This is a genomic window from Litchfieldia alkalitelluris (assembly GCF_002019645.1).
GTDB classification, from domain to species: domain Bacteria; phylum Bacillota; class Bacilli; order Bacillales; family Bacillaceae_L; genus Litchfieldia; species Litchfieldia alkalitelluris.
This window is the reverse complement of sequence record NZ_KV917374.1, coordinates 5,065,617-5,091,803: the sequence shown is the minus strand read 5'-3', so window position 1 is coordinate 5,091,803 and position 26,187 is coordinate 5,065,617. Positions and strand designations below refer to the sequence as shown.

Sequence of the window (26,187 nt, the reverse complement as noted above, 5' to 3'; positions counted from 1 at the left end):
GATAAGTTGGCCAACCTTTTCGTATATATCAATATATGGATATGAAAATGAGGTGAGTCTTCTGGTCCCTATTTTTTTACTAGCAATTACAATAGTTGGTCTTGTATCTAGTATTCGTTCATTATTTGTGGCTAAGGTGAGTCGAAAGCAATATTTCTCGCTTGAAAATATTGTTTTCCTTATCTTGATTTATATAACAGTATTATTAGGTTTTGGAATCATCTTTACTGTATTAGACGTAAATAACGCTCCAGTTCTCATTGAAAATGGCATGCCTATTAAGGGTGACTTTATCACGAAGTTAGAGTCAGCAATGTATTTTAGTGCAATTACATTATTATCTGTTGGGTATGGAGATATCACTCCGGTTGGAATAGGGCGTTGGGTGGCAATTGTAGAAGCGTTAATTGGCTATACGATTCCAATGGCTTTTGTTGTGAAATCTGTTATTCAAGCAGAACGCAATGAGAATTGATAAAACTTAGGAATTTCGGTACGATGATTATAATAAAATAGTGGAGGGAAACAACTAATGACAATCACAGTAGGACAAGTGGCGCCAGACTTTGAATTAGTTGCAAATACAGGTGAGACTGTAAAGTTATCAGATTATAAAGGGAAGTATGTAGTGTTGTATTTTTATCCGAAAGATATGACACCTGGTTGTACGACTCAAGCTTGTGATTTTAGAGATAATCATGAAAGCTTTTCAGATGTCGATGCGGTTATTTTGGGTGTAAGTCCAGATCCAGTTGATAAGCATCAAAAATTCATTGAAAAACATGATTTGCCGTTTGCTTTGCTAGTTGATGATCAACACAAAGTGGCCGAATTGTATGATGTGTGGAAGCTCAAAAAGAACTTCGGGAAAGAATACATGGGAATAGAACGCTCAACTTTTATCATTAATAAAGAGGGGCAAATCGTTAAGGAGTGGCGTAAGGTTAAAGTCAAAGGGCATGTTGAAGAGGCTCTTACTTTTATAAGGGGATTAGAAAATAGTAAATAATTAGCATTGAGATCTGGAGGATTCTAGATCTCTTTTTCTATGAATGGCATATGTCCTTGATGGGGAAACTTCAATTATCTTAATTGAAGGAGCAGAAAGATGGAAAATATCATAAATGACATTAAACAAGAAGGCATTCGATTTAATTCTAATGAAGATTTGCAGCGAATCGTTGATGAAATTGGGGATCGACAATATGTGCTACTAGGGGAAGCATCTCATGGTACCTCTGAATTTTATACTGTCCGTGCAGAGTTATCAAAAATGTTAATTGAGCAAAAGGGTTTTAAAGTCATCGCTGTTGAAGGTGATTGGCCTTCGTGTTTTGAGGTTAATCGTTATATTAAAGGATATGATCATCAGCAGCAGTCAAGTGAGGAAGTTTTACTAAATGGGTTTAATCGATGGCCGACTTGGATGTGGGCCAATGAGGAGATTTCACAGCTTGTAAATTGGTTAAGGGATTATAATCAAAGCAACGATAATAAGGTTGGTCTTTATGGAATAGATGTTTATAGTCTCTGGGAGTCAATGGGAGAAGTGATTCAATACTTACAGAAAACGAATTCTCCAGATGTTGAAGTAGCGAAAAAGGCGTTTGGATGTTTTGAACCATTTAATAGAAGAGAAGAAAATTATGGGGTATCCGCATCTTTTCTTTCAGAGGATTGTATTGATGAAGTGATTGATCTTTTAACAACAATAAGAAGAAATCGTCATCAATATTCACAAGAAGAAGAAGCTAGCTTGAATTTAGAGGTAAATGCACTGGTAGCAGCAAATGCTGAGCGTTATTACCGTGCGATGGTTCAGGATGATACAGAATCCTGGAATGTCCGTGATTATCATATGGCTGACGTAATTGAGAAACTAGTGGAGTATTATGGCTCAAATACGAAGGTGATTGTTTGGGAGCATAATACCCATATTGGTGATGCGCGTTATACAGATATGAAGGGTGAAGGATTAGTTAATCTGGGACAAATTGTTCGTGAAAAGTATGGAGAAAACAATGTTTATTCAGTAGGGTTTGGTACGCATCATGGAACGGTTATTGCGGCAAAAAAATGGGGTGATACACCTGAGGTGATGACTGTGCCCGAAGGTGAATTTGGCAGCTGGGAGGATCTTTTTCATCAAGTGGGGGCTTATAACCAAATTCTTGTTTTTAACGAAAAAAATAGGTGCAAGTTCTCAACGACAATTGGTCACCGAGCAATTGGGGTTGTTTACCGACCAGAATATGAGCACTTAGGTAATTATGTACCTTCAAATCTGTCTTATCGTTATGATGCATTTATTTTTATAAATAGAACACGTGCTTTAGTGCCATTAAAGATCCAGATGTTAGTTTAGAGCACATGTGAAAAATAATTAACAAGCCTGTTTTTTCAACCTAAAGGCGATTGTCTATACAAACTAGTGCTGTAGTGAGTATGTTATAAGTGTAGGGCATACCTCCTCAGATGTTAGAATTTAGTGCGGGAATCATAGATTCTCGCACCTTTTTATTTAAACGACGATTTTATTTTTACAATAATGTTCATAATCTTGTTAATATATTATAAAAAGGGAGGGTATTTATGTTTATTTTATCAACTGTAAAACCAACGGACACAATTATAGATGATATGAAATCAACGTTTTCGGATGAAACATTTGTGTTTTATCCATCGATGAATGAAGCATATGAAGATATTCCGAAAGCAGATATAATCATTACATTGGGTGAAGATTTAACTCCTGAGATTATAGAGAAAGCTAGTCATTTAAAATGGGTCATGGTTGTCTCTGCTGGTTTAGAGAGAATGCCGTTTGAAGCGCTTGATGAACGGGGAATTATTGTGACAAATGCAAGAGGAATACATAAGATTCCGATGGCAGAATACACGTTTTCAATGATTCTACAGGTGGCGAGGCAAAATACTAAATTATATGAACTTGAAAAAAAACAAGTATGGGACCGGACTTTGGTTCGTACATTTGAACTTTATGGTAAAACGTTGGCGATCATAGGTGTAGGGGCCATAGGTGGGGAAATAGCTCGGATTGCAAAAGCATTCAATATGAATGTTATTGGGGTAAATACTAGCGGAAATAACCAGCCGAATATCGATAAAATGTATTCTATTTCCCAATTGGAAGATGTGCTAGGACTGGCAGATGTTATTGTCTCTATTTTACCAAGTACAGCTGAAACAAAGCATCTTTTGGCAGAGAGTCATTTTGATTTAATGAAGAATAGTTGTATTTTTATCAATATTGGGCGAGGGGACCTTGTGAAAGATGAGGTGCTTGTTAAAGTGATGGAACAGGGTAAAATACATCACGCTGTGTTAGATGTTTTTGAAACAGAACCACTACCAGAGAATCATCCATTATGGAGTATGGAGAATGTTACTGTTACCCCACATATATCAAGTATCACCAAAAACTATATGCCGAGAGCTTTTGATATTTTTAAAGAGAACTTACCTGTTTTTAAAAGTGGAGCAGGAGAATATGTTAATTTAATTGATCTTAAACGGGGGTATTAGTGATGAAAATTTATACAAAGTCTGGAGATAAAGGGACTACTTCGTTAGTGTATGGTGACAGAGTTTCTAAAAATGATGTAAGAGTTGAAGCTTATGGGACGTGTGATGAGGCTAATTCCTTTATAGGTCTTGCTTTAAGTCACTTAAGTTTGGATGAGCAGTATGAAGAGATTTTTAAGGTCTTTCATAAGGTGCAAACAGATTTGTTTCATGTGGGTGCTGAATTAGCTACCCCTATTGGAAAAGAAGTGAAGTGGGTGATTAAGGAAGAGGATGTGGTTTTTTTAGAGAAAATCATCGACAAATGGGATGAAAACCTTCAGCCATTAAGAAATTTTATATTGCCAGGAGGCAGTCAAGCGGGAGCAACACTTCATGTCGCAAGAACGATTGTTAGAAGGGCTGAGAGAAAGGCTGTTGAAATTGGAAGTGAGGTAAATCCTTTTGTGATTTCATATTTAAATCGATTATCTGACTTCTTATTTGTGGCTGCAAGGTATATAAATTTAACTCTTGGAATCGAGGAATCGATTTTACATCAATCATGAAAATTCTTGTCTAAATGATAAAAAATAGAAAAAACATGCGTAAACTAGCTGTTTTTCTCATATAGTAATTATAGATATATTGACAAAATTAAGAATTCCAATGTACACTAATTATAAATATTATAAAGTAATAAACATTTTTAGAAAAGAGGTGCATGACGGTGTCACATAATGAGTTGAAGGATGCGCTTGATACGTTGAAAGAAACGGGAGTTCGAATCACTCCACAACGTCATGCGATTTTAGAGTACCTTATAAATGCAATGGCCCATCCTACTGCTGATGATATATATAAAGCATTGGAAGGGAAATTCCCGAATATGAGCGTAGCAACGGTTTACAATAATTTAAGGGTTTTTCGAGAAGTAGGGCTTGTGAAAGAGTTAAATTATGGCGATGCATCTAGTCGTTTTGATTATATTACTACGGATCATTATCATGTTATTTGTGAATCATGTGGAAAAATGGTCGATTTTCATTATCCGGGATTAAATGAAGTAGAGGCTCTAGCAGCGCATGTGACCGGTTTTAAAGTAAGTCATCATCGTATGGAGATATATGGTGAATGCCAAGATTGTCAAAAAAAAGATGCACATTAAATTAAATGCTGACAGCAAAACTAGCTGTCAGCTTTATTTTTAGGTATTTTTTCGATTGTACTTTTCATTAAACTCTCTTCCTTCCAAAGCAGGATCAAGTGTTAAAGGTTCATTACAATACATACACATATCGACTCGCCCAAGTATTTTTGTTTGTTTTTGACAATTTGGGCATGTAACCTGAACGGTTCTAGTTGATAAAAGACCTATCCAGAAATAAACGCCAGTACTTGCTATGATGAACAGTAAACCAAATAGCATAAATAACGTCATAACAAGGGGATGATTTCTAAAAAATAGTCCACCATACATGACTGCAAACCCAACAAAAATGAGACTTAATGCAAATGTACGAATTTTATTTATTTTACTTGAATATTTTTTTGCCATTTAAACCAAACCTCCTTACTAAAATATAGCATATCATTTACAAAGACATAATAGAGTATTTTATAAAAATAATAAATCTAACTAATAGCTTCTATAGATCAGCAAGAAGGGTTTGGGATTTTTTCGTCGAATCATATAGTCAATTAAATTAGGCTAGTTTCGCAAACTTACTTTTGATTAAGGAATCGATAACACTTTTAACTAAAGGTAGTGGTAGCTTTCTTCTTAGTGAAAGAAAGATTTCCGATTTGTTTAGTGAAAAATAGTTCGAAAAGAGCCTTAATCTAAATGGAGGAACCCAAATGGAAAATAGACTTCGTCCAATTTATCAAGAAAGAGCCAGTCATCCGAATACGTTAGGAATAGTAATAGTAGAAAAGAAATTAAATACCTTTCCGGTAACTGATAACTTTGACGCGATTTTATTAGTTATCGTTAAAGAATCAACTCCGTCTTTATCGATTAAGCATTATGATTACGAGAATAGCAAAGCGAGTTTATATACGGTTGCAGAAGCTCAGTTGAAAGAGTGGCTGTTCATGGGTTCTAATCGGAAGGTCATTGAATGGATCCTTAATGGGAAGGCCATATTTGATAGAAATGAATATATTAATAATTTGAAGGATGAACTCAAAGAATTTCCCCAGCATCAACGTAAGATCAAGATGGGGATTGAATTTGGAAAATTAATTAGGAGGTACCAGGATGGTAAAGCCTTCTTTGAAATCGGTCATTACCTAGATGCGTATAATAATGTGATTCATGCCCTTCATCACTTAGCACGTCTAGCTGTCATTGAAAGTGGACTTCATCCTGAAGTAATTGTTTGGCCTCAAGTAAGGCAGATTGATCCTTCAATTTATAAATTGTATGAAGAATTAGTTGAAAGTGAAGAAACCCTAGGTAAGAGACTAGAGTTACTCTTCCTTGCGAGTGAATTTTTAATACATACACGTGCGAAGCAAGGTGGGCAGCATTTACTTGAGGTTTTAGGTAATAAGGATGATTCATGGACCTTTGGAGAAATTTTAGGTCACCCTGATTTAAGTTATTATCAAGTAGATCTTGAGCTGATGTTAGAATTTTTGGTTGAGAAGCATTTAATAGAGATAGAAAAAGTTCCTACTAAGGGGAAAGATATATTTCATAGAAATTATATTGTTAAGTGAATGGAGAATAAGGGATAGCAGAGAAAGAGCAGTGAAGGAGGGATTCTTTGGTGTTCTTTTTTTATTTGGTCTACTCTGAAAATAACTTTGGTTGTGGAGTTCCATGAGCTGCGATCCACTTGCTTTCCGCGGGGTGTTCCGTGAGCCTCCTCGTCGCCAGGGGCGGGCTCCTGCGGGGTCTCGCGAGACCATTGGATCCCGCAGGAGTCAAGTGGCTCTCCACTCATTCCACACTGAGGAGGAAACATTTTTTCATACACCATGGTGCGAAATACTTATTTAGCATGGATGTCTACCCTGAAAAAAGAAAAGCTGAAGGCGCTCGATCATCGGCGACAGGCATAAGGCGAGACTGCTAGAAGGTTGTTCTTTAACCTTCTAGCAGGATTGACTTATGACCCCGAGCCGATAGCGCCTGGAGCTAGACACTAAGCTAAGTATAATTTTTCATACTCCATGGTGCTAATTTTAATTAGCATGAAAGTCTACCCTGAAAACAGAAAAGCTGAAGGCGCTCGATCATCGGCGACAGGAGCTAGACACTAAGATAAGTACAAATAACTAAACATTTTTTCATTCTCCATGGTGGAAATGCTTATTCGCATGGAACAAATTCCTTTTCTCATGCCTAAAGCCCAACAAAGGTAATGAAAAGAGTTGTTTGATTCCTTTTCTCATGTTAAAAGCCCAACAAAGGGAATGAAAAGAGTTGTTTGATTCCCTTTCTCATGCCTAAAGCCCAACAAAGGGAATGAAAAGAGTTGTTTGATTCCTTTTCTCATGCCTAAAGCCCAACAAAGGGAATAAAAAGAGTTGTTTGATTCCTTTTCTCATGCCTAAAGCCCAACAAAGGGAATGAAAAGAGTTGTTTGATTCCCTTTCTCATGCCTAAAGCCCAACAAAGGGAATGAAAAGAGTTGTTTGATTCCTTTTCTCATGCCTAAAGCCCAACAAAGGGAATGAAAAGAGTTGTTTGATTCCCTTTCTCATGTTAAAAGCCCAACAAAGGGAATGAAAAGAGTTGTTTGATTCCTTTTCTCATGCCAAAATCCTATAAAAGGGAATCAAAGTATTCGAGACCGAAAGATCAGTAGTTTCTAGTTGCTCTCCTGACTGAACAAAACATTTTCATCCTCCATGGTGCAAATACTTATTTGTATAAAGGTCTACCCTGAAAACTTCTTAGGTTGCCGTGTTCTAATCGCTGCGATCCACCTGCTTTCCGCGGGGCGGCCCGTGAACCTTTTCGTCGCTTCCAGAGCTCCTGCGGGGTCTCGCGAAACCACTAGATCCCGTAGGTCGAGTGGCTCCTCAATCATTCTGAACAAGGAGGGTAACCAGTTTCATAAAGTCTCAAATTTTATTTTAATAAAGTGTTGACGGGTAAGTTGGAAACATGGTATATTATTTTTCGTCGCTGCTGATACGCAGTTGCAAATGTTTAAAAAAACGTGTTGACATATAAAAAACAACATGATATATTATGAAAGTCGCCTTAACGAGACGACAACATAAAGTTCTTTGAAAACTGAACACAATAAACAAGCGTCAACGTTTAATCTAGTTTTAAATTTTTATTTGAGCAATCAAATATCTCTTATTGGAGAGTTTGATCCTGGCTCAGGATGAACGCTGGCGGCGTGCCTAATACATGCAAGTCGAGCGAATCTTTAGGAGCTTGCTCCTAAAGATTAGCGGCGGACGGGTGAGTAACACGTGGGCAACCTGCCTGTAAGACTGGGATAACTTCGGGAAACCGGAGCTAATACCGGATAATATAAAGAACCTCATGGTTCTCTATTAAAAGATGGTTTCGGCTATCACTTACAGATGGGCCCGCGGCGCATTAGCTAGTTGGTGAGGTAACGGCTCACCAAGGCAACGATGCGTAGCCGACCTGAGAGGGTGATCGGCCACACTGGGACTGAGACACGGCCCAGACTCCTACGGGAGGCAGCAGTAGGGAATCTTCCGCAATGGACGAAAGTCTGACGGAGCAACGCCGCGTGAACGATGAAGGCCTTCGGGTCGTAAAGTTCTGTTGTTAAGGAAGAACAAGTACGAGAGTAACTGCTCGTACCTTGACGGTACTTAACCAGAAAGCCACGGCTAACTACGTGCCAGCAGCCGCGGTAATACGTAGGTGGCAAGCGTTATCCGGAATTATTGGGCGTAAAGCGCTCGCAGGCGGTCTTTTAAGTCTGATGTGCAAGCCCCCGGCTCAACCGGGGAGGGTCATTGGAAACTGGGAGACTTGAGTGCAGAAGAGGAGAGTGGAATTCCACGTGTAGCGGTGAAATGCGTAGAGATGTGGAGGAACACCAGTGGCGAAGGCGACTCTCTGGTCTGTAACTGACGCTGAGGAGCGAAAGCGTGGGGAGCGAACAGGATTAGATACCCTGGTAGTCCACGCCGTAAACGATGAGTGCTAAGTGTTAGGGGGTTTCCGCCCCTTAGTGCTGCAGCAAACGCATTAAGCACTCCGCCTGGGGAGTACGGTCGCAAGACTGAAACTCAAAGGAATTGACGGGGGCCCGCACAAGCGGTGGAGCATGTGGTTTAATTCGAAGCAACGCGAAGAACCTTACCAGGTCTTGACATCCCTCTGACCGCTCTAGAGATAGAGTTTTCCCTTCGGGGACAAAGGTGACAGGTGGTGCATGGTTGCCGTCAGCTCGTGTCGTGAGATGTTGGGTTAAGTCCCGCAACGAGCGCAACCCTTGATCTTAGTTGCCAGCATTCAGTTGGGCACTCTAAGGTGACTGCCGGTGACAAACCGGAGGAAGGTGGGGATGACGTCAAATCATCATGCCCCTTATGACCTGGGCTACACACGTGCTACAATGGATGGTACAAAGGGCAGCAAAACCGCGAGGTTAAGCGAATCCCATAAAACCATTCTCAGTTCGGATTGCAGGCAGCAACTCGCCTGCATGAAGCTGGAATCGCTAGTAATCGCGGATCAGCCTGCCGCGGTGAATACGTTCCCGGGCCTTGTACACACCGCCCGTCACACCACGAGAGTTTGTAACACCCGAAGTCGGTGGGGTAACCTAAGATGAAACTTGTTTCATCTAGGAGCCAGCCGCCTAAGGTAGGACAGATGATTGGGGTGAAGTCGTAACAAGGTAGCCGTATCGGAAGGTGCGGCTGGATCACCTCCTTTCTAAGGAAACTGAATCTCTTATGAGATTCATAAAAAGACGCTTGATTTATTGTGGTCAGTTTTGAAGGAACTTTCCTTCTATTAGAATTCGTACCTTGATAACTAGATAACGTAACAAGACATTCATTAAGAATTAAAACCAAAGTAATAAACTGTAAAGTTTTTACGACTTTAACTTAGGTTAAGTTAGTAAGGGCGCACGGTGGATGCCTTGGCACTAGGAGCCGATGAAGGACGGGACTAACCCCGATATGCTGCGGGGAGCTGTAAGTAAGCTTTGATCCGAAGATTTCCGAATGGGGAAACCCACTGCTCGTAATGGAGTAGTATCTCTACCTGAATTCATAGGGTAGTTGAAGGTAAACCCGGGGAACTGAAACATCTAAGTACCCGGAGGAAGAGAAAGCAAACGCGATTTCCTGCGTAGCGGCGAGCGAAACGGAAAATAGCCCAAACCAAGAGGCTTGCCTCTTGGGGTTGTAGGACACTCTGTACGGAGTTACAAAAGAACGAAGTAGCTGAGGAGACCTGGAAAGGTCAGCCACAGAAGGTAACAGCCCTGTAGTCGAAACTTCGCTCTCTCTAGAGTGGATCCTGAGTACGGCGGGACACGAGAAATCCCGTCGGAAGCAGGGAGGACCATCTCCCAAGGCTAAATACTCCCTAGTGACCGATAGTGAACCAGTACCGTGAGGGAAAGGTGAAAAGCACCCCGGAAGGGGAGTGAAAGAGATCCTGAAACCGTGTGCCTACAAGTAGTCCGAGCCCGTTAACGGGTGATGGCGTGCCTTTTGTAGAATGAACCGGCGAGTTACGATCACGGGCAAGGTTAAGTTGATAAGACGGAGCCGCAGCGAAAGCGAGTCTGAATAGGGCGCATGAGTACGTGGTTGTAGACCCGAAACCAGGTGATCTACCCATGTCCAGGGTGAAGTTCAGGTAACACTGAATGGAGGCCCGAACCCACGCACGTTGAAAAGTGCGGGGATGAGGTGTGGGTAGCGGAGAAATTCCAATCGAACTTGGAGATAGCTGGTTCTCTCCGAAATAGCTTTAGGGCTAGCCTTGGATTTAGAGTCTTGGAGGTAGAGCACTGATTGGACTAGGGGCCCCCAACGCGTTACCGAATTCAGTCAAACTCCGAATGCCAAAGACTTATATCCAGGAGTCAGACTGCGAGTGATAAGATCCGTAGTCAAGAGGGAAACAGCCCAGACCACCAGCTAAGGTCCCAAAGTATACGTTAAGTGGAAAAGGATGTGGAGTTGCCCAGACAACCAGGATGTTGGCTTAGAAGCAGCCACCATTTAAAGAGTGCGTAATAGCTCACTGGTCGAGTGACTCTGCGCCGAAAATGTACCGGGGCTAAACGTATCACCGAAGCTGTGGATTGTTCTTTTAGAACAACGGTAGGAGAGCGTTCTAAGTGCAGTGAAGTCAGACCGGAAGGACTGGTGGAGCGCTTAGAAGTGAGAATGCCGGTATGAGTAGCGAAAGAGGGGGGAGAATCCCCTCCACCGTATGGCTAAGGTTTCCTGAGGAAGGCTCGTCCGCTCAGGGTAAGTCGGGACCTAAGCCGAGGCCGAAAGGCGTAGGCGATGGACAACAGGTTGAAATTCCTGTACCACCTCCTCACCGTTTGAGTAATGGGGGGACGCAGAAGGATAGGGTAAGCGCGCTGTTGGATATGCGCGTCCAAGCAGTAAGGCTGATTCGTAGGCAAATCCGCGAATCGTTAAGGCTGAGCTGTGATGGCGAGGGAAATAAAGTACCGAAGTTCCTGATTTCACACTGCCAAGAAAAGCCTCTAGCGAGGTGAGAGGTGCCCGTACCGCAAACCGACACAGGTAGGCGAGGAGAGAATCCTAAGGTGTTCGAGAGAACTCTCGTTAAGGAACGCGGCAAAATGACCCCGTAACTTCGGGAGAAGGGGTGCTTATTAGGGTGAATAGCCCTGATAAGCCGCAGTGAATAGGCCCAGGCGACTGTTTAGCAAAAACACAGGTCTCTGCGAAGCCGCAAGGCGAAGTATAGGGGCTGACACCTGCCCGGTGCTGGAAGGTTGAGAGGAGAGGTTATCGCAAGAGAAGCTTTGAATCGAAGCCCCAGTAAACGGCGGCCGTAACTATAACGGTCCTAAGGTAGCGAAATTCCTTGTCGGGTAAGTTCCGACCCGCACGAAAGGTGTAACGATCTGGGCACTGTCTCAACGAGAGACTCGGTGAAATTATAGTACCTGGGAAGATGCAGGTTACCCGCGACAGGACGGAAAGACCCCGTGGAGCTTTACTGTAGCCTGATATTGAATTTTGGTACAGCTTGTACAGGATAGGTAGGAGCCGGAGAAGCCGGAGCGCCAGCTTCGGTGGAGGCGTCGGTGGGATACTACCCTGGCTGTATTGAAATTCTAACCCACATGCCTAAATCGGCATGGGAGACAGTGTCAGGTGGGCAGTTTGACTGGGGCGGTCGCCTCCTAAAATGTAACGGCGGCGCCCAAAGGTTCCCTCAGAATGGTTGGAAATCATTCGTAGAGTGTAAAGGCACAAGGGAGCTTGACTGCGAGACCTACAAGTCGAGCAGGGACGAAAGTCGGGCTTAGTGATCCGGTGGTTCCGCATGGAAGGGCCATCGCTCAACGGATAAAAGCTACCCCGGGGATAACAGGCTTATCTCCCCCAAGAGTCCACATCGACGGGGAGGTTTGGCACCTCGATGTCGGCTCATCGCATCCTGGGGCTGTAGTCGGTCCCAAGGGTTGGGCTGTTCGCCCATTAAAGCGGTACGCGAGCTGGGTTCAGAACGTCGTGAGACAGTTCGGTCCCTATCCGTCGTGGGCGTAGGAAATTTGAGAGGAGCTGTCCTTAGTACGAGAGGACCGGGATGGACACCCCGCTGGTGTACCAGTTGTTCTGCCAAGCGCATCGCTGGGTCGCTAGGTGGGGACGGGATAAGTGCTGAAAGCATCTAAGCATGAAGCCCCCCTCCAGATGCGATTTCCCATAGCGCAAGCTAGTAAGATCCCTCGAAGATGACGAGGTTGATAGGTCAGAGGTGGAAGCGCGGTGACGTGTGTAGCTGACTGATACTAATCGATCGAGGACTTAACCAAATATTAATGAATGTATGAACGTTATCTAGTTTTGAAGGTGCGAACAATTTTACAGCTAATCATAAAATTTCCTCTTGAAATTTATGAAAATGCTAGTATAATAAAGTTTGTCCTTGAAAAATAGTCTAGTGATGATGGCGAAGAGGTCACACCCGTTCCCATACCGAACACGGAAGTTAAGCTCTTCAGCGCCGATGGTAGTTGGGGGATTCCCCCTGTGAGAGTAGGACGTCGCTAGGCTTGGATTATTCCACAGTAGCTCAGTGGTAGAGCTATCGGCTGTTAACCGATCGGTCGCAGGTTCGAGTCCTGCCTGTGGAGCCATTCCATTTGGAGAGCTGTCCGAGTGGTCGAAGGAGCACGATTGGAAATCGTGTAGGCGGTAACCCGTCTCAAGGGTTCGAATCCCTTGCTCTCCGCCACTAGGTTTTATATAAATAAGCATTATGCTTGTTTGGCCCGTTGGTCAAGCGGTTAAGACACCGCCCTTTCACGGCGGTAACACGGGTTCGAATCCCGTACGGGTCACCAAAGTTATATCAACATCAGTGAAATAACCCAAATTATCGGAGGATTAGCTCAGCTGGGAGAGCACCTGCCTTACAAGCAGGGGGTCGGCGGTTCGATCCCGTCATCCTCCACCATATATTTTTTATTATCGCGGGGTGGAGCAGTCTGGTAGCTCGTCGGGCTCATAACCCGAAGGTCGCAGGTTCAAATCCTGTCCCCGCAACCAAACCAATTTATAATAGATATTCTCAAGTGAAACTTAAAAAAAGTCTGGTCCCGTGGTGTAGCGGTTAACATGCCTGCCTGTCACGCAGGAGATCGCCGGTTCGATCCCGGTCGGGACCGCCATTATAGTATGGCTCGGTAGCTCAGTCGGTAGAGCAATGGACTGAAAATCCATGTGTCGGCGGTTCGATTCCGTCCCGAGCCACCATTTCTATGTAAAAAAAAATGCCGGTGTAGCTCAGTTGGTAGAGCAACTGACTTGTAATCAGTAGGTCGAGGGTTCGACTCCTTTCGCCGGCACCATTTAAATATGGAGGGGTAGCGAAGTGGCTAAACGCGGCGGACTGTAAATCCGCTCCCTGAGGGTTCGGCGGTTCGAATCCGTCCCCCTCCACCATTTAAATTTGTTATCACATTTAACTTAATAGGGGCATAGTTTAACGGTAGAACAGAGGTCTCCAAAACCTCCGGTGTGGGTTCGATTCCTACTGCCCCTGCCATTTTTTTATTCCATGGCGGTTGTGGCGAAGTGGTTAACGCATCGGATTGTGGTTCCGACATTCGTGGGTTCGATTCCCATCAGTCGCCCCATTTTATATAATAAAATGAAATGAAATATATATTAGGTATCTTCAGTGGGCTATAGCCAAGCGGTAAGGCAACGGACTTTGACTCCGTCATGCGTTGGTTCAAATCCAGCTAGCCCAGCCATTTGCGGAAGTAGTTCAGTGGTAGAACACCACCTTGCCAAGGTGGGGGTCGCGGGTTCGAATCCCGTCTTCCGCTCCAACGGCGGCATAGCCAAGTGGTAAGGCAGAGGTCTGCAAAACCTTTACCACCGGTTCGAATCCGGTTGCCGCCTCCATTTGAGATCAAGTCCACCATATTTACATGCCGGGGTGGCGGAACTGGCAGACGCACAGGACTTAAAATCCTGCGGTAGGTGACTACCGTACCGGTTCGATTCCGGTCCTCGGCATCCTTACAATTTTAATTAGTTTCATATATATTCTTGCCGGTGTGGCGGAATTGGCAGACGCGCACGACTCAAAATCGTGTTCCTCTGGAGTGCCGGTTCGACCCCGGCCACCGGTATCTAAAAACATTTCACATTGTGAAATGTTTTTTTGTATTCATTTTGAAACATAGAAAATAAAAATTTGATTTCTATGTTTTTTTAATTTTATTATAGAATTTACTCAATTAAGTGCTAGTTTCAAAGCTTGAATGTTCTTTTTCATAATGTCAAAATAGTCTTCATGATTTTTTATATTCTCATCTGTAATGGCTTCAAGGTTGTGAAGTGTAAGAGCTTCAGTGCCCGTTTCATTTTTTACAATCTCTGCAACTTTATTCTGTAAATTCTGTTCAAAAAAGACATACTTTAATTCATTTTCCTGAACAAGGTCAATGATTGATGATAACTGTTTCTGTGAGGGTTCATTAGTAGGGGAAAGACCACTAATCCCAACTTGTTTTAATCCATAAAGATCCTCCCAATATCCATAAGCAGAGTGGGAAACAACAAAGGTTTTTGATTTTGATTGGTCTACCACATTCTTAAACTCTTTATGTAAATCCTCTAATTCAATCTTTAAAATAGAGAAATTCTCTTCAAATTCTTGTTTCTGTCCAGGCTTCATATCAACTAACGCATTTTTTATATTTTCAGCGATCACAATGGAACGTAACGGATCTAACCATACATGAGGATCAGTGTCAAAGGTGTGCGCATGACCTTCATGGTCTTCATGATCCGCGTGTTCATTGGATTCGTCATGATCTCCTACCTTTTCTTCACTCTGATTTTCCCCACTATGGTCATCATGTTCATGATGTGCGTCCTTTGCTGCAATAAATGAAACATTCATTGTGGAGTTTACAATAGCTACATCTTCCTTCGAGAGGGATTTTATAATTGAATCTGCAAATCCTACTATCTCAGTTCCGGTATAAATGAAGGCATCACCTTCTGCTACATCCACCATTTTTTTAGTTGTAATTTCGACATTATGAGCATCTGCACCAGGAGGCACTAAATTCTCCGTTGAAACATAATCTCCACCAATTCTCTCCGTAAAATATTGTAATGGATAAATAGTTGTATAGATTTGGAGTTTGTCACTAGTGCTTTCCTGATTAGTTTCGGTGTTAGTACTAGAACATGCTGTTAGTACAATTAAACTAGTAAGAAAAGTAAATAAACTTAACTTTTTTATCAATTCTGTCACTTCCTCATTATATTATTTCTATCCATGATTAAAACGTAATAATTACGATTTATAATGATTATAATAGTAATCATTACGATTTGTAAATAGATATCGAGAATATATAGTTTACCGCAAGAAAGGGCTTTTCCTAAATCAAAAGTGCTTGCGTTTCGTTTCCGAGTTGTTTAAAATATAAATCGTAATCATTTCGCTTTAATGAAAGGAGGTCAAATATTGTTTGATTGGTTAGTTATCGGAGGAGGAATTCATGGTTGCACCATTTCTAACTTTTTAATTCAACATGGTATAGTCCAAAATGAAAAGCTTTGCATCGTTGACCCCCATTCAGAGCCTATGGCTAGATGGAAACGAAATACGGAAAAAATAAGCATGTCATTTCTTCGCTCTCCTTCCGTTCATCATATTGATGTTCATCCATTTAGTTTGCAGCAATTTGGAAAGATATCCAATCTACATAACCAATTTTATGGAATGTATAAACGTCCATCGCTTCAATTGTTTAACGATCATTGTGATCAAATTATATATGATACCAATTTAAAGAAAAGCTGGTATCAAGGTATAGTTGGAAAAGTTCGAAAAGGTAAAGATGGATGGGATGTTACGCTGGAAAATGGAAATATGATTCAGTCGAAAAACGTTGTCATTGCTATTAGTATAAATGAGCAACTATATATCCCTGATTGGGCAAAAAATCTTGCTTCCGCTTCTCCACAACGAGTTCGCCATATATTTGATGATAACCTAAAGGATTTAAAAGAGATAAAACCACCGATAGCAATTATTGGAGGAGGGATTACGGCTGCTCACCTTGCAATTAAGATGGCAGGAGAATTTCCTGGTGAAGTCACTCTAATCAAACGCCATCCATTTCGGATTCACGACTTTGATAGTGATCCTGGTTGGTTAGGATTAAAACGACAAGGTCCTTTTCGTATGGTGAAGAATTATACGAGTCGTCGTGAACAAATAGTAAAAGCCAGATTAAAAGGTTCTGTACCGACGGACGTCTTACGTAAGGTAAAGGGACTGGTAGATAAGCAAAAGCTACGTGTGGTTGACGGGGAGGTAAACTCTTATACCAATGATCAGGAATATGTCAGTCTTCACGTTAGCTCGGAGTCGTACCAAGTCCAACATGTTTTACTAGCTACAGGTTTTATACCAACAAGACCTGGCAATTGGGTGGAGCAATTGATTGAAGAGGAAAATTTAACGTGTGCCAATTGCGGCTATCCGATTGTAAATAGAGACCTCCAATGGTGTCCTCATCTGTATGTGATGGGACCATTAGCAGAGTTGGAAATAGGACCTATTGCAAGAAATATTTCTGGCGCAAGACAGGCCGCAGAAAAAATTGTTTCCAGTTTATAAAACTTAAATCGTAATGATTCTGTTTAAAATGGATTTTATGAGGGAGAAAATAATATGAAAAAGATACCAGTAACGGTTTTAAGTGGATACCTAGGTTCGGGAAAGACGACCTTGTTAAATCATGTTTTACATAACAAAGAAAATTTAAAGGTTGCTGTTATTGTAAATGACATGAGCGAGGTAAATATTGATGCTTCAATGGTGAAAAAAGGTGGATTTGGTCGCACCGAAGAAAGACTTGTTGAAATGCAGAATGGCTGTATTTGCTGTACGCTGCGCGAGGATTTAATCATTGAAGTGGAGCGTCTTGTTAAAGAGGGAGATATTGATTATATCTTAATCGAATCATCCGGAATTTCTGAGCCTGTACCTGTTGCACAAACATTTACATATTTCGATGAAGGATTAGGAATAAATCTGTCTGAGTATTGTCAACTTGATACTATGGTGACAGTGGTAGACGCGAACCGCTTTTGGCACGACTTTGCATCAGGAGAAAGTCTACTTGATAGAAAACAGGTGGATGACGAAACGGATACTAGGGAAGTGGTGGATTTACTCATTGATCAAATTGAATTTGCGAATGTCATTATTTTAAACAAAATTGATTTAGTTAGTCGAGAAAGTATGGAGGAATTGAGGAATGTACTGCAAAAGCTGAATCCAGAGACAAAGGTGGTTGAAAGTGCACATTCCGTTGTTGCTTTATCGAATATATTAAACACGGGTCTATTTGATTTTGAAAAAGCGAGTCAAGCAGCAGGCTGGATAAAAGAATTAAATGAAGAGCATACGCCAGAGACAGAAGAGTACGGTATCTCTTCCTTTGTTTATCGTAGTAGAAGACCATTTCATCCAGAAAGGTGGAAAGTGTGGTTAGAAAACTGGCCAGAAGAAGTAGTGCGTGCAAAGGGGTTCTTTTGGTTACCTACCCGAAACAATTTAACAGGTATGCTCTCACAGGCTGGAACTTCTATTATTTTTCAAGCGGCAGGAGAATGGATTGCTGCAACTTCTAAGGAGGAACAAGCAAAAATTCTTGAAGAGGAACCAGAATTATTGGAACGCTGGGATGATGAATATGGCGACCGAATGAATGAGTTAGTGTTTATTGGAATTCACATGAACAAAGAAGAGCTTATAGCAAGTCTTGATGAATGTTTATTAACAGAAGAGGAAATGGGTGAAGATTGGAATAAACTTGATGATCCACTTCCGCCTTTTAATATAGAAGAGTTGACGATATAAGATAGCTTTCCAATACAGAGTATAATATCTTTATAAAAAAATACTGTTTAAATCGTAATGATTTTGTTTTAATAATGGGAGGGAAAATAAAATGGCAAAGAAGTCAAAAGTAGTAAAAGAACTAAAGAGACAAAAGCTAGTGGAACAATATGCAGAAATTAGAAAAGAACTTAAAGCAAAAGGGGATTATTTAGCTTTAAGTAAACTCCCAAGGGATTCAGCACCTTCTCGTCTTCACAATCGCTGTTTAGTAACCGGTAGACCAAGAGGTTATCTGAGAAAGTTTAAAATGTCACGAATTGCTTTTCGTGAACTTGCACATAAGGGGCAGATTCCGGGCGTAAAGAAAGCTAGCTGGTAAAAAGAAAGAAGGGTAATATTATGAACGAAAAGATGATCAATATTTTTATAGAAGATATTGTAACTTCCTTGCCATGGAATAGGAGAAAGCTCTATCAATTTATTGTGAGTATTGAGGATTGTCTTGCAAAGCAATCCGAAACGAAGGAGCAATTTTTAGAGCTTCTTAGGGAACATTCACCACATCATCAAGCTGCCAAACAGTTCAATATATCAATAGAGACAACACTAAGAGTAATGCAAGATATTGAAGATGAAATTAGTGAAAAGCTTGAAAAAAGACTTAATAACTATAAATGGATTGATGTTACAGAACATATAAACGGTACCCAAATTAGCACAAATCAAAATATACAGTATTTCTTTATAACATCTTAGGTATTAAGGCTGATTTCTTAGAAGGAATCAGTCTTTTTACTAATTGAGAGGCTTTAAATAATTTTGTTTAGAAATGTTATAAGGAAAAGATATATTCATTATTTCATATTTTCTTATTGTCAAATCGTAATCATTTCGATATAATACAAATCGTAACCATTTCGTTATAAATTAAATCATAATAATTACGATTAAAATAAATGAACATAAGGAGCATAAAATGAGGATGAAAAACAGTAGTATAAAAGCAAAATATATAGGAGTTAGCTTTAGAAAATGGGCTTTCTTTTTGGTATGTGTCATCTTGTTAAGTGCGTGTACTCAGTCACCGGAAACTACAGAAAGTGGAAAAGAAAAGCACGTAAGTTTTCTTTATAATTTCTCAACTAATTCTCTAGATCCTCATGTGGATTCAAGCTACGTTCCATTAAGAGCAGGAATCACGGAAACATTAGTTCAATTAGACGAAGAAAATTTAACGATTGCACCTTGGTTAGCAGAAAGCTGGGAAGGGGAAGACGGGCAACATTGGACCATTAACCTTCGTACAGATGTTACTTTCCATAACGGTAATAAAATGGATGCACAGTCAGTAAAAGCGTCCCTCGATCGAGCATTAAAAGAGAGTATCGCTATTCAAAATGCCTTGAAGATAGATAAAATTGAAGCAGAAGGTTATACCTTAAAGATCACCACCAAAGAAGTATTTCCAGAGTTTGTTTCTGAACTTGTGAATCCAAATGTATCGATTATTGATGTATCAGAGACTGATTTTGTTAATAAACCAATAGGAACTGGCCCATTTATACTTGAATCCTTTGCACCAGGAAGTAAGCTGGAACTAAAGCGTTATGATGATTACTGGGATGGAGCCTCTAATTTGGATTCAGTGACATTTGCTTTTAATGAAGATGCAAATGCTCGAACACTCGCTCTTAAATCTGGGCAAGTTGATATCGTTTATCGTCCAGAGGTTGAAAGTTTAGAAGCGTTAAAGTCTCAAGAGGGCATGAAGGTTGAAGCAACAGAGACGTTCCGAGTACATCAAATGACGATGAATATGGAACGTAAAAGCTTACAGGATGTTAATGTTCGCCGAGCTGTTGATGCTTTAATAGATCGTCAAAAGATTGTTGATACGATTCTTTTAGGATATGGAGAACCAGCAGTCGGTCCTTTTGCACCATCCTTACCATTTGCACCAACTTATGAACAAAGTGAAAATACAGGAAAAGATATGGCGGTTCAATATTTAGAGGAAGCGGGCTACACACTTAAGGATGGAAAAATGCAAAAAGACGGAGAACAACTTTCATTTACTCTCTTAACTTATAGTGCAAGGGCAGATCTACCTTTAATTGCTCAAGTGTTTCAATCAGATGCAAAACAACTTGGTATAGAAGTAGAACTTCGTCAAATTGATACTCCAGAAGAATATATGGCATCAAATCGTGATTGGGATTTAGCGACATATAGTAATTTAACAGCTCCTCGTGGGGATGCCGGCTACTACTTAAATGCAACATATCACCCAACTGGTGCACTCAACTTTAGCGGCACTGAAGATCCTCAATTGACTACAATTATTGATCAATTAAATCAAACCGTTAGTCAAGAAGAACGAGCTATACTTGCTGAGCAGGCTGCCGATTATGTACATGAAAATGTGATCAATTCATTTGTCCTTCATCCATCTACGATTGTGGCTTATGATGAAAATAAAGTGGACAATTGGGTAACTAGCAGAAGCGAATATTACATGATTACAAACGAGCTGGATGTGAAGTAATGCTCAAAATTGTAGCGAGGAAATTCTTTGAAGTGGTATTGTTTGTATTATTTATTACCTTTGTTAGCTTTTCTTTTGTTCGACTAGCACCTGGCGATCCTGTATTGACAATTTTAAATGTAGATGAGCTAGCTGTTAGTCAGGAACAAATAGAAGCGCTAAGAGAGGACATGGGGTTTAATGAACCTTTACTTGTCCAGTATGGATTATGGTTATTGAAATTTATTCAATTCGATTTCGGGGTGTCTTATGTCACAGGGCAACCCGTTTTGGATATGATCCTAATAGGATTACCTGCCACAATAGAGATAGCCGTCGGTTCATTAGTTGTCATGTTAATGGTATCAATACCATTAGGGTCATTATCTGCTTTGTATCGGAATAGCTGGATTGATCAAATGAGTAGAGGTTTATCAATTCTTGGTGCAGCTATCCCAAGTTTTTGGCTTGGTCTAATCTTAATTGATTTATTCGGTGCACGTCTAAATATACTTCCGACCATGGGAAGAGATGGATTTGCTTCATTGATTTTGCCATCATTGACCCTTGGTTTGGCTATTTCAAGCGTATATGTGCGTTTGCTGCGTTCGAGTTTATTAGATTCTCTGAGCCAGGAATTTATTAGAGCAGGTAGAGCCCGTGGATTATCAGAAACAAGGATTTTCTTCGCCCATGCACTTAGACACAGTCTCCCTCCAGTGATAACTGTATTTGGTGTCAGTTTAGGAAGCTTAATTGGTGGTGTAGTGGTGATTGAAGTGTTATTTGCGTATCCAGGGATAGGCAAGTTAGTTGTTGATGCAATCCGTCAACGTGATTACCCATTCATTCAGGGGTATATTTTTATCATGGCCATTGTTGTATTCCTAGTAAATACAGTTGTGGACATATCTTACCGATATTTAAATCCTGAAATGAAACTGAAAGAAAGGAAGACTAACTAATGACAGGTTTGTCAATGCGTTTGCCGAAGGCAAAAAAGCACAGATTCCAAGCGATAACAGCCGTATTATGTGTAGTCTTCTTTTTGGCCGTTTTCATATATACGTTTCTATATTTACAGCATGATTCAACATTAACAAATCTTGATCATCGTCTTCTTGGATCTAGCTTACAGCATCCACTCGGAACGGATCAACTTGGACGAGATGTGTTGACGAGGTTATTATTAGGGGGTCAACAGACGCTTGGTTATAGTTTTATGGCCTTGATGGTAGCTCTTTTTATTGGAGTTCCTATTGGAATTATTGCAGGATATACACGAGGACTTGTTGACCGGGTGTTTATGAGAATTGCTGATGGATTTTTAGCTTTTCCAGATACGATAGTGGCAATTGTTCTCAGTGGTTTACTAGGGCCTGGAATCGGTAATCTAGTGCTAGCAATTGTGCTGGTCAAATGGGTAAACTATGCTCGCCTTGTTCGTAGTACCGTATTATCAGAATCCCAAAAAGATTATGTCATGATTGCTCGTATCAACGGGCTATCTTCAAGAAAAATAATGCGTAAACATTTGTTTCCACATGTCGTTGGACATGTACTTGTTCTCGCAAGTCTTGACCTTGGAAAAATAATTTTACTTATTTCTGCATTTTCCTATATTGGACTAGGTGCGCAACCACCAATACCTGAATGGGGAGCAATGTTAAATGACTCACGACCTTATTTTGGATCTCGACCAGAATTAATGATCTATCCTGGTTTAGCGATTGTAGGTGTTGTGTTAGTCACAAATATGCTGGGCGATTATTTACGAGATCGGTTTGATGTAAAGAAAGAGGTAAGGTAATGATATTATCGATGGAGCAAGTATCAATTGGCACTAGAGAAAAGACCATCGTTGACAACGTGTCGCTCTCTATTCGTGCAGGTGAATGGTATGCATTAGTTGGTCAAAGCGGGAGTGGAAAAAGTCTTCTCTCACAGGCGATTGGGCGTATGCTTTCACCCAATTTGCACGTGGAGGGTAAGATCATGTTTAAAGATAAAGACTTACTATCCTTATCCCAAAAAGAAATAAGGACAATTCGTGGCCAAAAGCTTTCTTATATTTTTCAAGATTATCAGGGATCTTTTACTCCATTTCGAACAATTGGCCAGCATTTTCAAGAATACCAGAAGGCACACGGGAACAGGGATTCGAAAAGTAGAAGAGCAAAGGCAGTTGAAGCACTTGAATCAGTTGGTTTAGATGAAACCTTATACAATAGATATCCTTTTCAGTTGAGTGGAGGACAGCTTCAGCGTGTTTCCATCGCTATCGCACTTTTATTATCGCCGGACTTATTAATCGCTGATGAAATTACCACTGCTCTTGATAGTGTATCAGGGCATAGGGTGCTAGAATTACTTGCCAAGCTACAAAAAGAAACAGGGTGTACCATTCTGTTCATTACCCATGATTGGCGTCATGTTAGACGCTATGCGACGCGATTAGCAGTCATGAAGGAAGGGAAAATTGTTGAATCGGGTGGAAAACACCGAATACTAGATCATCCGCAACACGAATATACGAAACAGTTAATACAGGCAGCACCGGTATTACAACGAGGGCTAGCATCAGGGTTAGATGAGGTGGGAAGTGTATGAGTTTACTTTCAGTTAAAAACTTAATGAAAACATTTCCCGGTGGAAAAATCGCAATAAATAATCTTTCGTTTGAACTGAATAAGGGAGAATGTTTAGGACTTGTAGGTGAAAGTGGCTGTGGTAAAAGTACGTTAGCTCGGTGCTTGCTGAGAATTGAATCGGTGGATCGCGGTTTTATTTATTTTAATGATAAAGCCATTGAAAAGTTGAATGAGCGTCAGTTATACCCTCATCGGAAAAAAATTCAAATTGTATTCCAAAATCCTACAGCATCTTTAAATCCAAAGCTTAAAATAAAAGATTCGATCATTGAACCCTACGAACAATATAGAAAAGAACTAACTCTTAGTCATTTTTCCTATACTTCAAGAGACGCATTTATTAAACAACTGCTTGATGCGGTTGAACTACCGGCAAATATAGCGAATCAATATCCGCATGAATTAAGTGGAGGACAACGTCAACGTGTAACAATTGCACGTTCTATCAGTATTGAACCCGAACTTATCGTTCTAGATGAGCCGACCGCAAGCCTAGATGTGATTTCCCAGGGGGCGGTGCTCACTCTTTTAACAGAGCTTCGCGAAACCTTAAATCTTTCTTATTTGTTTATTTCACATGACCTTGCTGCAGTGAAGCAAATGAGCCAAAGAATCATGGTCATGAAAGATGGGGTAATTGTTGATCAGTTCGATCGAGAACATCTTTTTAGTACTGAGCGCCATCTATATACAAAAGAACTGATATCTATTTTTTAGAAATAAAAGATCATTTGTTTCATATTTAAATTGTAAAGAGATAGGACCTTTAACTCCCTATCTTTTTTATTTTTAATAATCAATCCTTAATGTCTAGATCTTTGAGAGTATTAAGAAGTCTTGGGTGACTTTTTGTGCAAGGATCATATGTTATAATATTGAAACGATACGTTGTCATTCTATGTTTTTAGTGAATTCGAGTATGACTTTTGCATTCTTAAACAGTGAATTTAGGTTTGCTGCTAGTTGAGATTTATAGAGGGAAAAACTTCCCTTAATTAGTAAATCGCACTGAAAATAGCTTAAATAGAGGAAGAAATTCCCTTTATTAGGCTCGGAAAACGTAAAAATAGATAGCTTTGGGTTGTATAGAGGAAAAAACTCCCTCTATTTTTCTCGAAATGGGCTCTAATCTGCATTTAACGGTAAAACCTCCGCTTATTTTTCTAACACGGGTTACTAAATTAAGGTCAGATATTTAGTTTAAGTACATAATTTCCCATATCTTACTACAACGAGGGCCAGATACATCAGGTTCTGGCCTTCTATTTTTTTGAAACCACAATTGCTAGCTCTTCAATTAAACCCCCGGAAACCATCCTGGAGTGTTTGTAATAATGTTCCACAATGGGTCAGGAACGACAAGCTGGTCTTGATTATCTTTATCGAGTTTTGTAACAATTGTATCTTCTTTACCTTCCTCGACTTTTTGGACCCAATCTGGATCAATAATAAGCTCTCTGCCTAAAGCTAAAAGTGGAATGCCTGTTTCAAATGCTTGTAGTGCATCATCTAAAGAGTAGATCGACCCAACTCCAATCAGAGAAGCACGGTTATTGATTGTTTCTAGTAAATAGTCGATGCGTGTTCTCGTTAAATCTTCCACACCTCGTCTAGGCGTAGAGTTGAATTCCTGAAGAGATACATGTAAATAATCCAAATCCTTGTCTGCAAGTTTATCCACTAAAGCAAGGGTGTCATCCATTGTGATTCCTGGAGTTTCAGCCTCTTCTGGTGAAAAACGATATCCTACAATAAAAGGTGATGTAGCATACTTATCCACCACACTTTTTACCTTATCTACAATGGCCAAAGGAAATGTCATACGTTTTTCTAAACTTCCACCAAATCGATCTTCTCGACGGTTTGAGTGTGGAGAGAAAAACTGTTGAATGAGATATCCATTTGCGCCATGGATTTCTACGCCATCATAGCCTGCTTCAATGGCGCGACGAGTCGTCTCACCAAATGCTTCAATGATATCCTCTACCTCCGATTCTGTTAAAGCTCTTGGAGTCGGGCTGCCTTCTGCTTCTGCAGGGATATCGCTGGCACTAACCACATCACCATTTACTAAGTCAGGAGGGCACGCTCTACCTCCATGGAATATTTGTAGGACAGCTTTAGCACCTTCCTTTTTAATGGCTGTCGCTAATTGAGTTAAGCTAGGGATAAAGTCGTCACTATATGCCGCAAATTCACCAGGAAATCCTTGACCATTCTGAGTAACATTGGTACATGCCGTGATGACCATACTTACTCCAGCAGACCTACGAGCATAATAGTCAACCTCTGAATCTGTAACTGTACCATCCTTATTAGATGAAAAGTTCGTCATGGGTGCCATAATGATTCGGTTTTTAAGTTCAATTCCGTTTGGAAGTGTATAGGAAGATAGTAACTGTTGATTGTTATTAGTCATGAATTTTGTTCTCCTTTTAAAAAGTATGAGAGCAATCATAATCAAAAAAAGTGATTATGTAAAATATTTTGCACTATTATTCTTACCAATCGTTCTTTTGGAAATCCGAATTTAAATAAATGCATTGCTAAAACGGGTAGAGCACTAAACTAAACAATTTATACTACTATAAGCAACAATAAGTTTATGCAGAAATGCCTATATTTCTGTAGCTATGATAAAGAATCCAATCATTTCAATAATTGTTAGGTGAAATGATTAACCTACTGGGCTTTTTATTGGGAAAATTTATATCTAGTCTTTTTTATATAATTAAATTATATTTGCAGTAGATAATGTGAACGAGACTACGTTCAACATTTGAAAAAGGCAAATCTATTTAAAGGTAGAGACGCAAAATTCCAGACCTACGGTAATAGTAATATTACTATGGTGGCTGAATTCCCAAATGAAGAATGGAGAAAAGACTCAAATTTAATAGAGTTGATTC

19 protein-coding genes, 16 tRNA genes, 3 rRNA genes and 1 riboswitch are annotated in these 26,187 nt (G+C 40.4%); of the genes, 35 read left to right on the top strand and 3 right to left on the bottom strand.

Features of this window, described 5'->3' with window-relative positions:
* Positions 1 to 52 precede the first annotated feature (52 nt).
* The 6 genes from BK579_RS23830 (at position 53) to perR (ending at position 4,693) form a co-directional block, all read left to right on the top strand.
* Complete coding sequence (locus BK579_RS23830; RefSeq protein WP_235848526.1) at positions 53 to 475, top strand: potassium channel family protein; 423 nt, start codon at positions 53 to 55, stop codon at positions 473 to 475.
* A gap of 57 nt (positions 476 to 532) precedes the next feature.
* Entirely contained in the window at positions 533 to 1,009 is a 477-nt protein-coding gene (gene bcp, locus BK579_RS23825) for a thioredoxin-dependent thiol peroxidase (RefSeq protein WP_078549829.1), read from the top strand.
* A 99-nt stretch (positions 1,010 to 1,108) separates the two neighbouring features.
* Positions 1,109 to 2,365 (top strand): erythromycin esterase family protein, encoded by a 1,257-nt coding sequence (locus BK579_RS23820; protein ID WP_078549827.1) that lies wholly within the window; start codon positions 1,109 to 1,111, stop codon positions 2,363 to 2,365.
* Positions 2,366 to 2,592: 227 nt separating this feature from the next.
* A complete protein-coding gene (locus tag BK579_RS23815) occupies positions 2,593 to 3,546 on the top strand; it encodes a D-2-hydroxyacid dehydrogenase (protein ID WP_078549826.1) in 954 nt (317 codons plus the stop codon).
* A 2-nt stretch (positions 3,547 to 3,548) separates the two neighbouring features.
* Complete coding sequence (locus tag BK579_RS23810) at positions 3,549 to 4,094, top strand: cob(I)yrinic acid a,c-diamide adenosyltransferase (RefSeq protein ID WP_078549824.1); 546 nt, start codon at positions 3,549 to 3,551, stop codon at positions 4,092 to 4,094.
* 161 nt (positions 4,095 to 4,255) lie between these two features.
* Positions 4,256 to 4,693, top strand: coding sequence for a peroxide-responsive transcriptional repressor PerR (perR, locus tag BK579_RS23805; protein WP_139365152.1), 438 nt, complete (start codon positions 4,256 to 4,258; stop codon positions 4,691 to 4,693).
* Positions 4,694 to 4,732: 39 nt separating this feature from the next.
* On the opposite strand, the gene BK579_RS23800 is transcribed toward perR, so the two are convergent.
* Complete coding sequence (locus tag BK579_RS23800) at positions 4,733 to 5,083, bottom strand: YgzB family protein (RefSeq protein WP_078549821.1); 351 nt, start codon at positions 5,081 to 5,083, stop codon at positions 4,733 to 4,735.
* Positions 5,084 to 5,385: 302 nt separating this feature from the next.
* Between BK579_RS23800 and BK579_RS23795 the strand changes: the two genes are divergently transcribed.
* From BK579_RS23795 to BK579_RS23695, 20 genes are all read left to right on the top strand, one after another.
* Entirely contained in the window at positions 5,386 to 6,252 is an 867-nt protein-coding gene (locus BK579_RS23795) for a nucleotidyltransferase-like protein (RefSeq protein ID WP_078549819.1), read from the top strand.
* 1,597 nt (positions 6,253 to 7,849) lie between these two features.
* Positions 7,850 to 9,418: ribosomal RNA gene (locus BK579_RS23785) — 16S ribosomal RNA — on the top strand.
* A gap of 179 nt (positions 9,419 to 9,597) precedes the next feature.
* Positions 9,598 to 12,530, top strand: a 23S ribosomal RNA gene (locus tag BK579_RS23780).
* 124 nt (positions 12,531 to 12,654) lie between these two features.
* Positions 12,655 to 12,770, top strand: a 5S ribosomal RNA gene (gene rrf / locus BK579_RS23775).
* Together the 16S, 23S and 5S rRNA genes with 16 tRNA genes alongside form the textbook arrangement of a ribosomal RNA operon.
* 9 nt (positions 12,771 to 12,779) lie before the next feature.
* A tRNA-Asn gene (locus BK579_RS23770) sits at positions 12,780 to 12,854 on the top strand.
* Between the two features lie 8 nt (positions 12,855 to 12,862).
* Positions 12,863 to 12,952: transfer RNA gene (locus BK579_RS23765), tRNA-Ser, on the top strand.
* 34 nt (positions 12,953 to 12,986) lie between these two features.
* Positions 12,987 to 13,061: transfer RNA gene (locus BK579_RS23760), tRNA-Glu, on the top strand.
* Between the two features lie 37 nt (positions 13,062 to 13,098).
* Positions 13,099 to 13,174, top strand: a tRNA-Val gene (locus BK579_RS23755).
* Positions 13,175 to 13,189: 15 nt separating this feature from the next.
* A tRNA-Met gene (locus BK579_RS23750) sits at positions 13,190 to 13,266 on the top strand.
* 46 nt (positions 13,267 to 13,312) lie between these two features.
* A tRNA-Asp gene (locus BK579_RS23745) sits at positions 13,313 to 13,388 on the top strand.
* Between the two features lie 9 nt (positions 13,389 to 13,397).
* A tRNA-Phe gene (locus BK579_RS23740) sits at positions 13,398 to 13,473 on the top strand.
* Between the two features lie 19 nt (positions 13,474 to 13,492).
* Positions 13,493 to 13,568: transfer RNA gene (locus BK579_RS23735), tRNA-Thr, on the top strand.
* Positions 13,569 to 13,577: 9 nt separating this feature from the next.
* A tRNA-Tyr gene (locus tag BK579_RS23730) sits at positions 13,578 to 13,662 on the top strand.
* A gap of 29 nt (positions 13,663 to 13,691) precedes the next feature.
* Positions 13,692 to 13,765: transfer RNA gene (locus tag BK579_RS23725), tRNA-Trp, on the top strand.
* 15 nt (positions 13,766 to 13,780) lie between these two features.
* A tRNA-His gene (locus tag BK579_RS23720) sits at positions 13,781 to 13,856 on the top strand.
* A 45-nt stretch (positions 13,857 to 13,901) separates the two neighbouring features.
* Positions 13,902 to 13,976 (top strand) — tRNA-Gln (locus tag BK579_RS23715).
* Positions 13,977 to 13,979: 3 nt separating this feature from the next.
* Positions 13,980 to 14,054, top strand: a tRNA-Gly gene (locus tag BK579_RS23710).
* A gap of 2 nt (positions 14,055 to 14,056) precedes the next feature.
* Positions 14,057 to 14,130 (top strand) — tRNA-Cys (locus tag BK579_RS23705).
* Between the two features lie 28 nt (positions 14,131 to 14,158).
* Positions 14,159 to 14,244, top strand: a tRNA-Leu gene (locus BK579_RS23700).
* A 35-nt stretch (positions 14,245 to 14,279) separates the two neighbouring features.
* A tRNA-Leu gene (locus BK579_RS23695) sits at positions 14,280 to 14,360 on the top strand.
* A gap of 104 nt (positions 14,361 to 14,464) precedes the next feature.
* On the opposite strand, the gene BK579_RS23690 is transcribed toward BK579_RS23695, so the two are convergent.
* Positions 14,465 to 15,496: a metal ABC transporter solute-binding protein, Zn/Mn family gene (locus BK579_RS23690; protein ID WP_328589297.1), complete on the bottom strand. Its 1,032-nt coding sequence runs from the start codon at positions 15,494 to 15,496 to the stop codon at positions 14,465 to 14,467.
* Between the two features lie 216 nt (positions 15,497 to 15,712).
* Here BK579_RS23690 and BK579_RS23685 point away from each other — a divergent pair, with 216 nt between their 5' ends.
* The 9 genes from BK579_RS23685 to BK579_RS23645 all read left to right on the top strand — a co-directional run bounded on the left by BK579_RS23685 (position 15,713) and on the right by BK579_RS23645 (position 23,995).
* Entirely contained in the window at positions 15,713 to 16,873 is a 1,161-nt protein-coding gene (locus tag BK579_RS23685) for an NAD(P)/FAD-dependent oxidoreductase (protein ID WP_078549813.1), read from the top strand.
* Positions 16,874 to 16,927: 54 nt separating this feature from the next.
* Entirely contained in the window at positions 16,928 to 18,121 is a 1,194-nt protein-coding gene (locus tag BK579_RS23680) for a GTP-binding protein (protein WP_078549811.1), read from the top strand.
* A 91-nt stretch (positions 18,122 to 18,212) separates the two neighbouring features.
* Positions 18,213 to 18,482: a 30S ribosomal protein S14 gene (gene rpsN / locus BK579_RS23675; protein WP_078549809.1), complete on the top strand. Its 270-nt coding sequence runs from the start codon at positions 18,213 to 18,215 to the stop codon at positions 18,480 to 18,482.
* A 20-nt stretch (positions 18,483 to 18,502) separates the two neighbouring features.
* Positions 18,503 to 18,859, top strand: a complete 357-nt coding sequence (locus tag BK579_RS23670; protein WP_078549807.1) for a hypothetical protein — start codon at positions 18,503 to 18,505, stop codon at positions 18,857 to 18,859.
* A gap of 226 nt (positions 18,860 to 19,085) precedes the next feature.
* Complete coding sequence (gene nikA / locus BK579_RS23665; protein WP_078550800.1) at positions 19,086 to 20,648, top strand: nickel ABC transporter substrate-binding protein; 1,563 nt, start codon at positions 19,086 to 19,088, stop codon at positions 20,646 to 20,648.
* Positions 20,648 to 21,592 carry a nickel ABC transporter permease gene (gene nikB, locus BK579_RS23660; protein WP_078549805.1) on the top strand — a complete coding sequence of 315 codons (945 nt, stop codon included), beginning with the start codon at positions 20,648 to 20,650 and terminating at the stop codon, positions 21,590 to 21,592. The genes nikA and nikB overlap by 1 nt, the downstream gene beginning before the upstream one ends.
* Complete coding sequence (gene nikC, locus BK579_RS23655) at positions 21,592 to 22,437, top strand: nickel transporter permease (RefSeq protein ID WP_078549803.1); 846 nt, start codon at positions 21,592 to 21,594, stop codon at positions 22,435 to 22,437. The genes nikB and nikC overlap by 1 nt, the downstream gene beginning before the upstream one ends.
* Positions 22,437 to 23,237, top strand: a complete 801-nt coding sequence (locus BK579_RS23650) for an ABC transporter ATP-binding protein (RefSeq protein ID WP_078549801.1) — start codon at positions 22,437 to 22,439, stop codon at positions 23,235 to 23,237. Before nikC ends, BK579_RS23650 begins: the two co-directional genes overlap by 1 nt.
* Positions 23,234 to 23,995, top strand: a complete 762-nt coding sequence (locus tag BK579_RS23645; protein ID WP_078549799.1) for an ABC transporter ATP-binding protein — start codon at positions 23,234 to 23,236, stop codon at positions 23,993 to 23,995. The genes BK579_RS23650 and BK579_RS23645 overlap by 4 nt, the downstream gene beginning before the upstream one ends.
* A gap of 580 nt (positions 23,996 to 24,575) precedes the next feature.
* On the opposite strand, the gene BK579_RS23640 is transcribed toward BK579_RS23645, so the two are convergent.
* Positions 24,576 to 25,697 carry an NADH-dependent flavin oxidoreductase gene (locus tag BK579_RS23640; protein WP_078549797.1) on the bottom strand — a complete coding sequence of 374 codons (1,122 nt, stop codon included), beginning with the start codon at positions 25,695 to 25,697 and terminating at the stop codon, positions 24,576 to 24,578.
* 358 nt (positions 25,698 to 26,055) lie between these two features.
* A riboswitch (cyclic di-GMP riboswitch) is annotated at positions 26,056 to 26,146 on the top strand.
* The last annotated feature ends 41 nt before the right edge of the window (positions 26,147 to 26,187 follow it).

Bases quoted from the DNA above. Each gene is read 5' to 3' on its own strand.
- BK579_RS23680 (WP_078549811.1), top strand. From the start codon at position 16,928: ATGAAAAAGATACCAGTAACGGTTTTAAGTGGATACCTAGGTTCGGGA.
- bcp (WP_078549829.1), top strand. From the start codon at position 533: ATGACAATCACAGTAGGACAAGTGGCGCCAGACTTTGAATTAGTTGCA.
- BK579_RS23800 (WP_078549821.1), bottom strand. From the start codon at position 5,083: ATGGCAAAAAAATATTCAAGTAAAATAAATAAAATTCGTACATTTGCA.
- nikB (WP_078549805.1), top strand. From the start codon at position 20,648: ATGCTCAAAATTGTAGCGAGGAAATTCTTTGAAGTGGTATTGTTTGTA.
- BK579_RS23650 (WP_078549801.1), top strand. From the start codon at position 22,437: ATGATATTATCGATGGAGCAAGTATCAATTGGCACTAGAGAAAAGACC.
- BK579_RS23815 (WP_078549826.1), top strand. From the start codon at position 2,593: ATGTTTATTTTATCAACTGTAAAACCAACGGACACAATTATAGATGAT.
- nikC (WP_078549803.1), top strand. From the start codon at position 21,592: ATGACAGGTTTGTCAATGCGTTTGCCGAAGGCAAAAAAGCACAGATTC.
- BK579_RS23670 (WP_078549807.1), top strand. From the start codon at position 18,503: ATGAACGAAAAGATGATCAATATTTTTATAGAAGATATTGTAACTTCC.
- BK579_RS23645 (WP_078549799.1), top strand. From the start codon at position 23,234: ATGAGTTTACTTTCAGTTAAAAACTTAATGAAAACATTTCCCGGTGGA.
- BK579_RS23820 (WP_078549827.1), top strand. From the start codon at position 1,109: ATGGAAAATATCATAAATGACATTAAACAAGAAGGCATTCGATTTAAT.
- rpsN (WP_078549809.1), top strand. From the start codon at position 18,213: ATGGCAAAGAAGTCAAAAGTAGTAAAAGAACTAAAGAGACAAAAGCTA.
- BK579_RS23640 (WP_078549797.1), bottom strand. From the start codon at position 25,697: ATGACTAATAACAATCAACAGTTACTATCTTCCTATACACTTCCAAAC.
- BK579_RS23795 (WP_078549819.1), top strand. From the start codon at position 5,386: ATGGAAAATAGACTTCGTCCAATTTATCAAGAAAGAGCCAGTCATCCG.
- nikA (WP_078550800.1), top strand. From the start codon at position 19,086: ATGAAAAACAGTAGTATAAAAGCAAAATATATAGGAGTTAGCTTTAGA.
- BK579_RS23810 (WP_078549824.1), top strand. From the start codon at position 3,549: ATGAAAATTTATACAAAGTCTGGAGATAAAGGGACTACTTCGTTAGTG.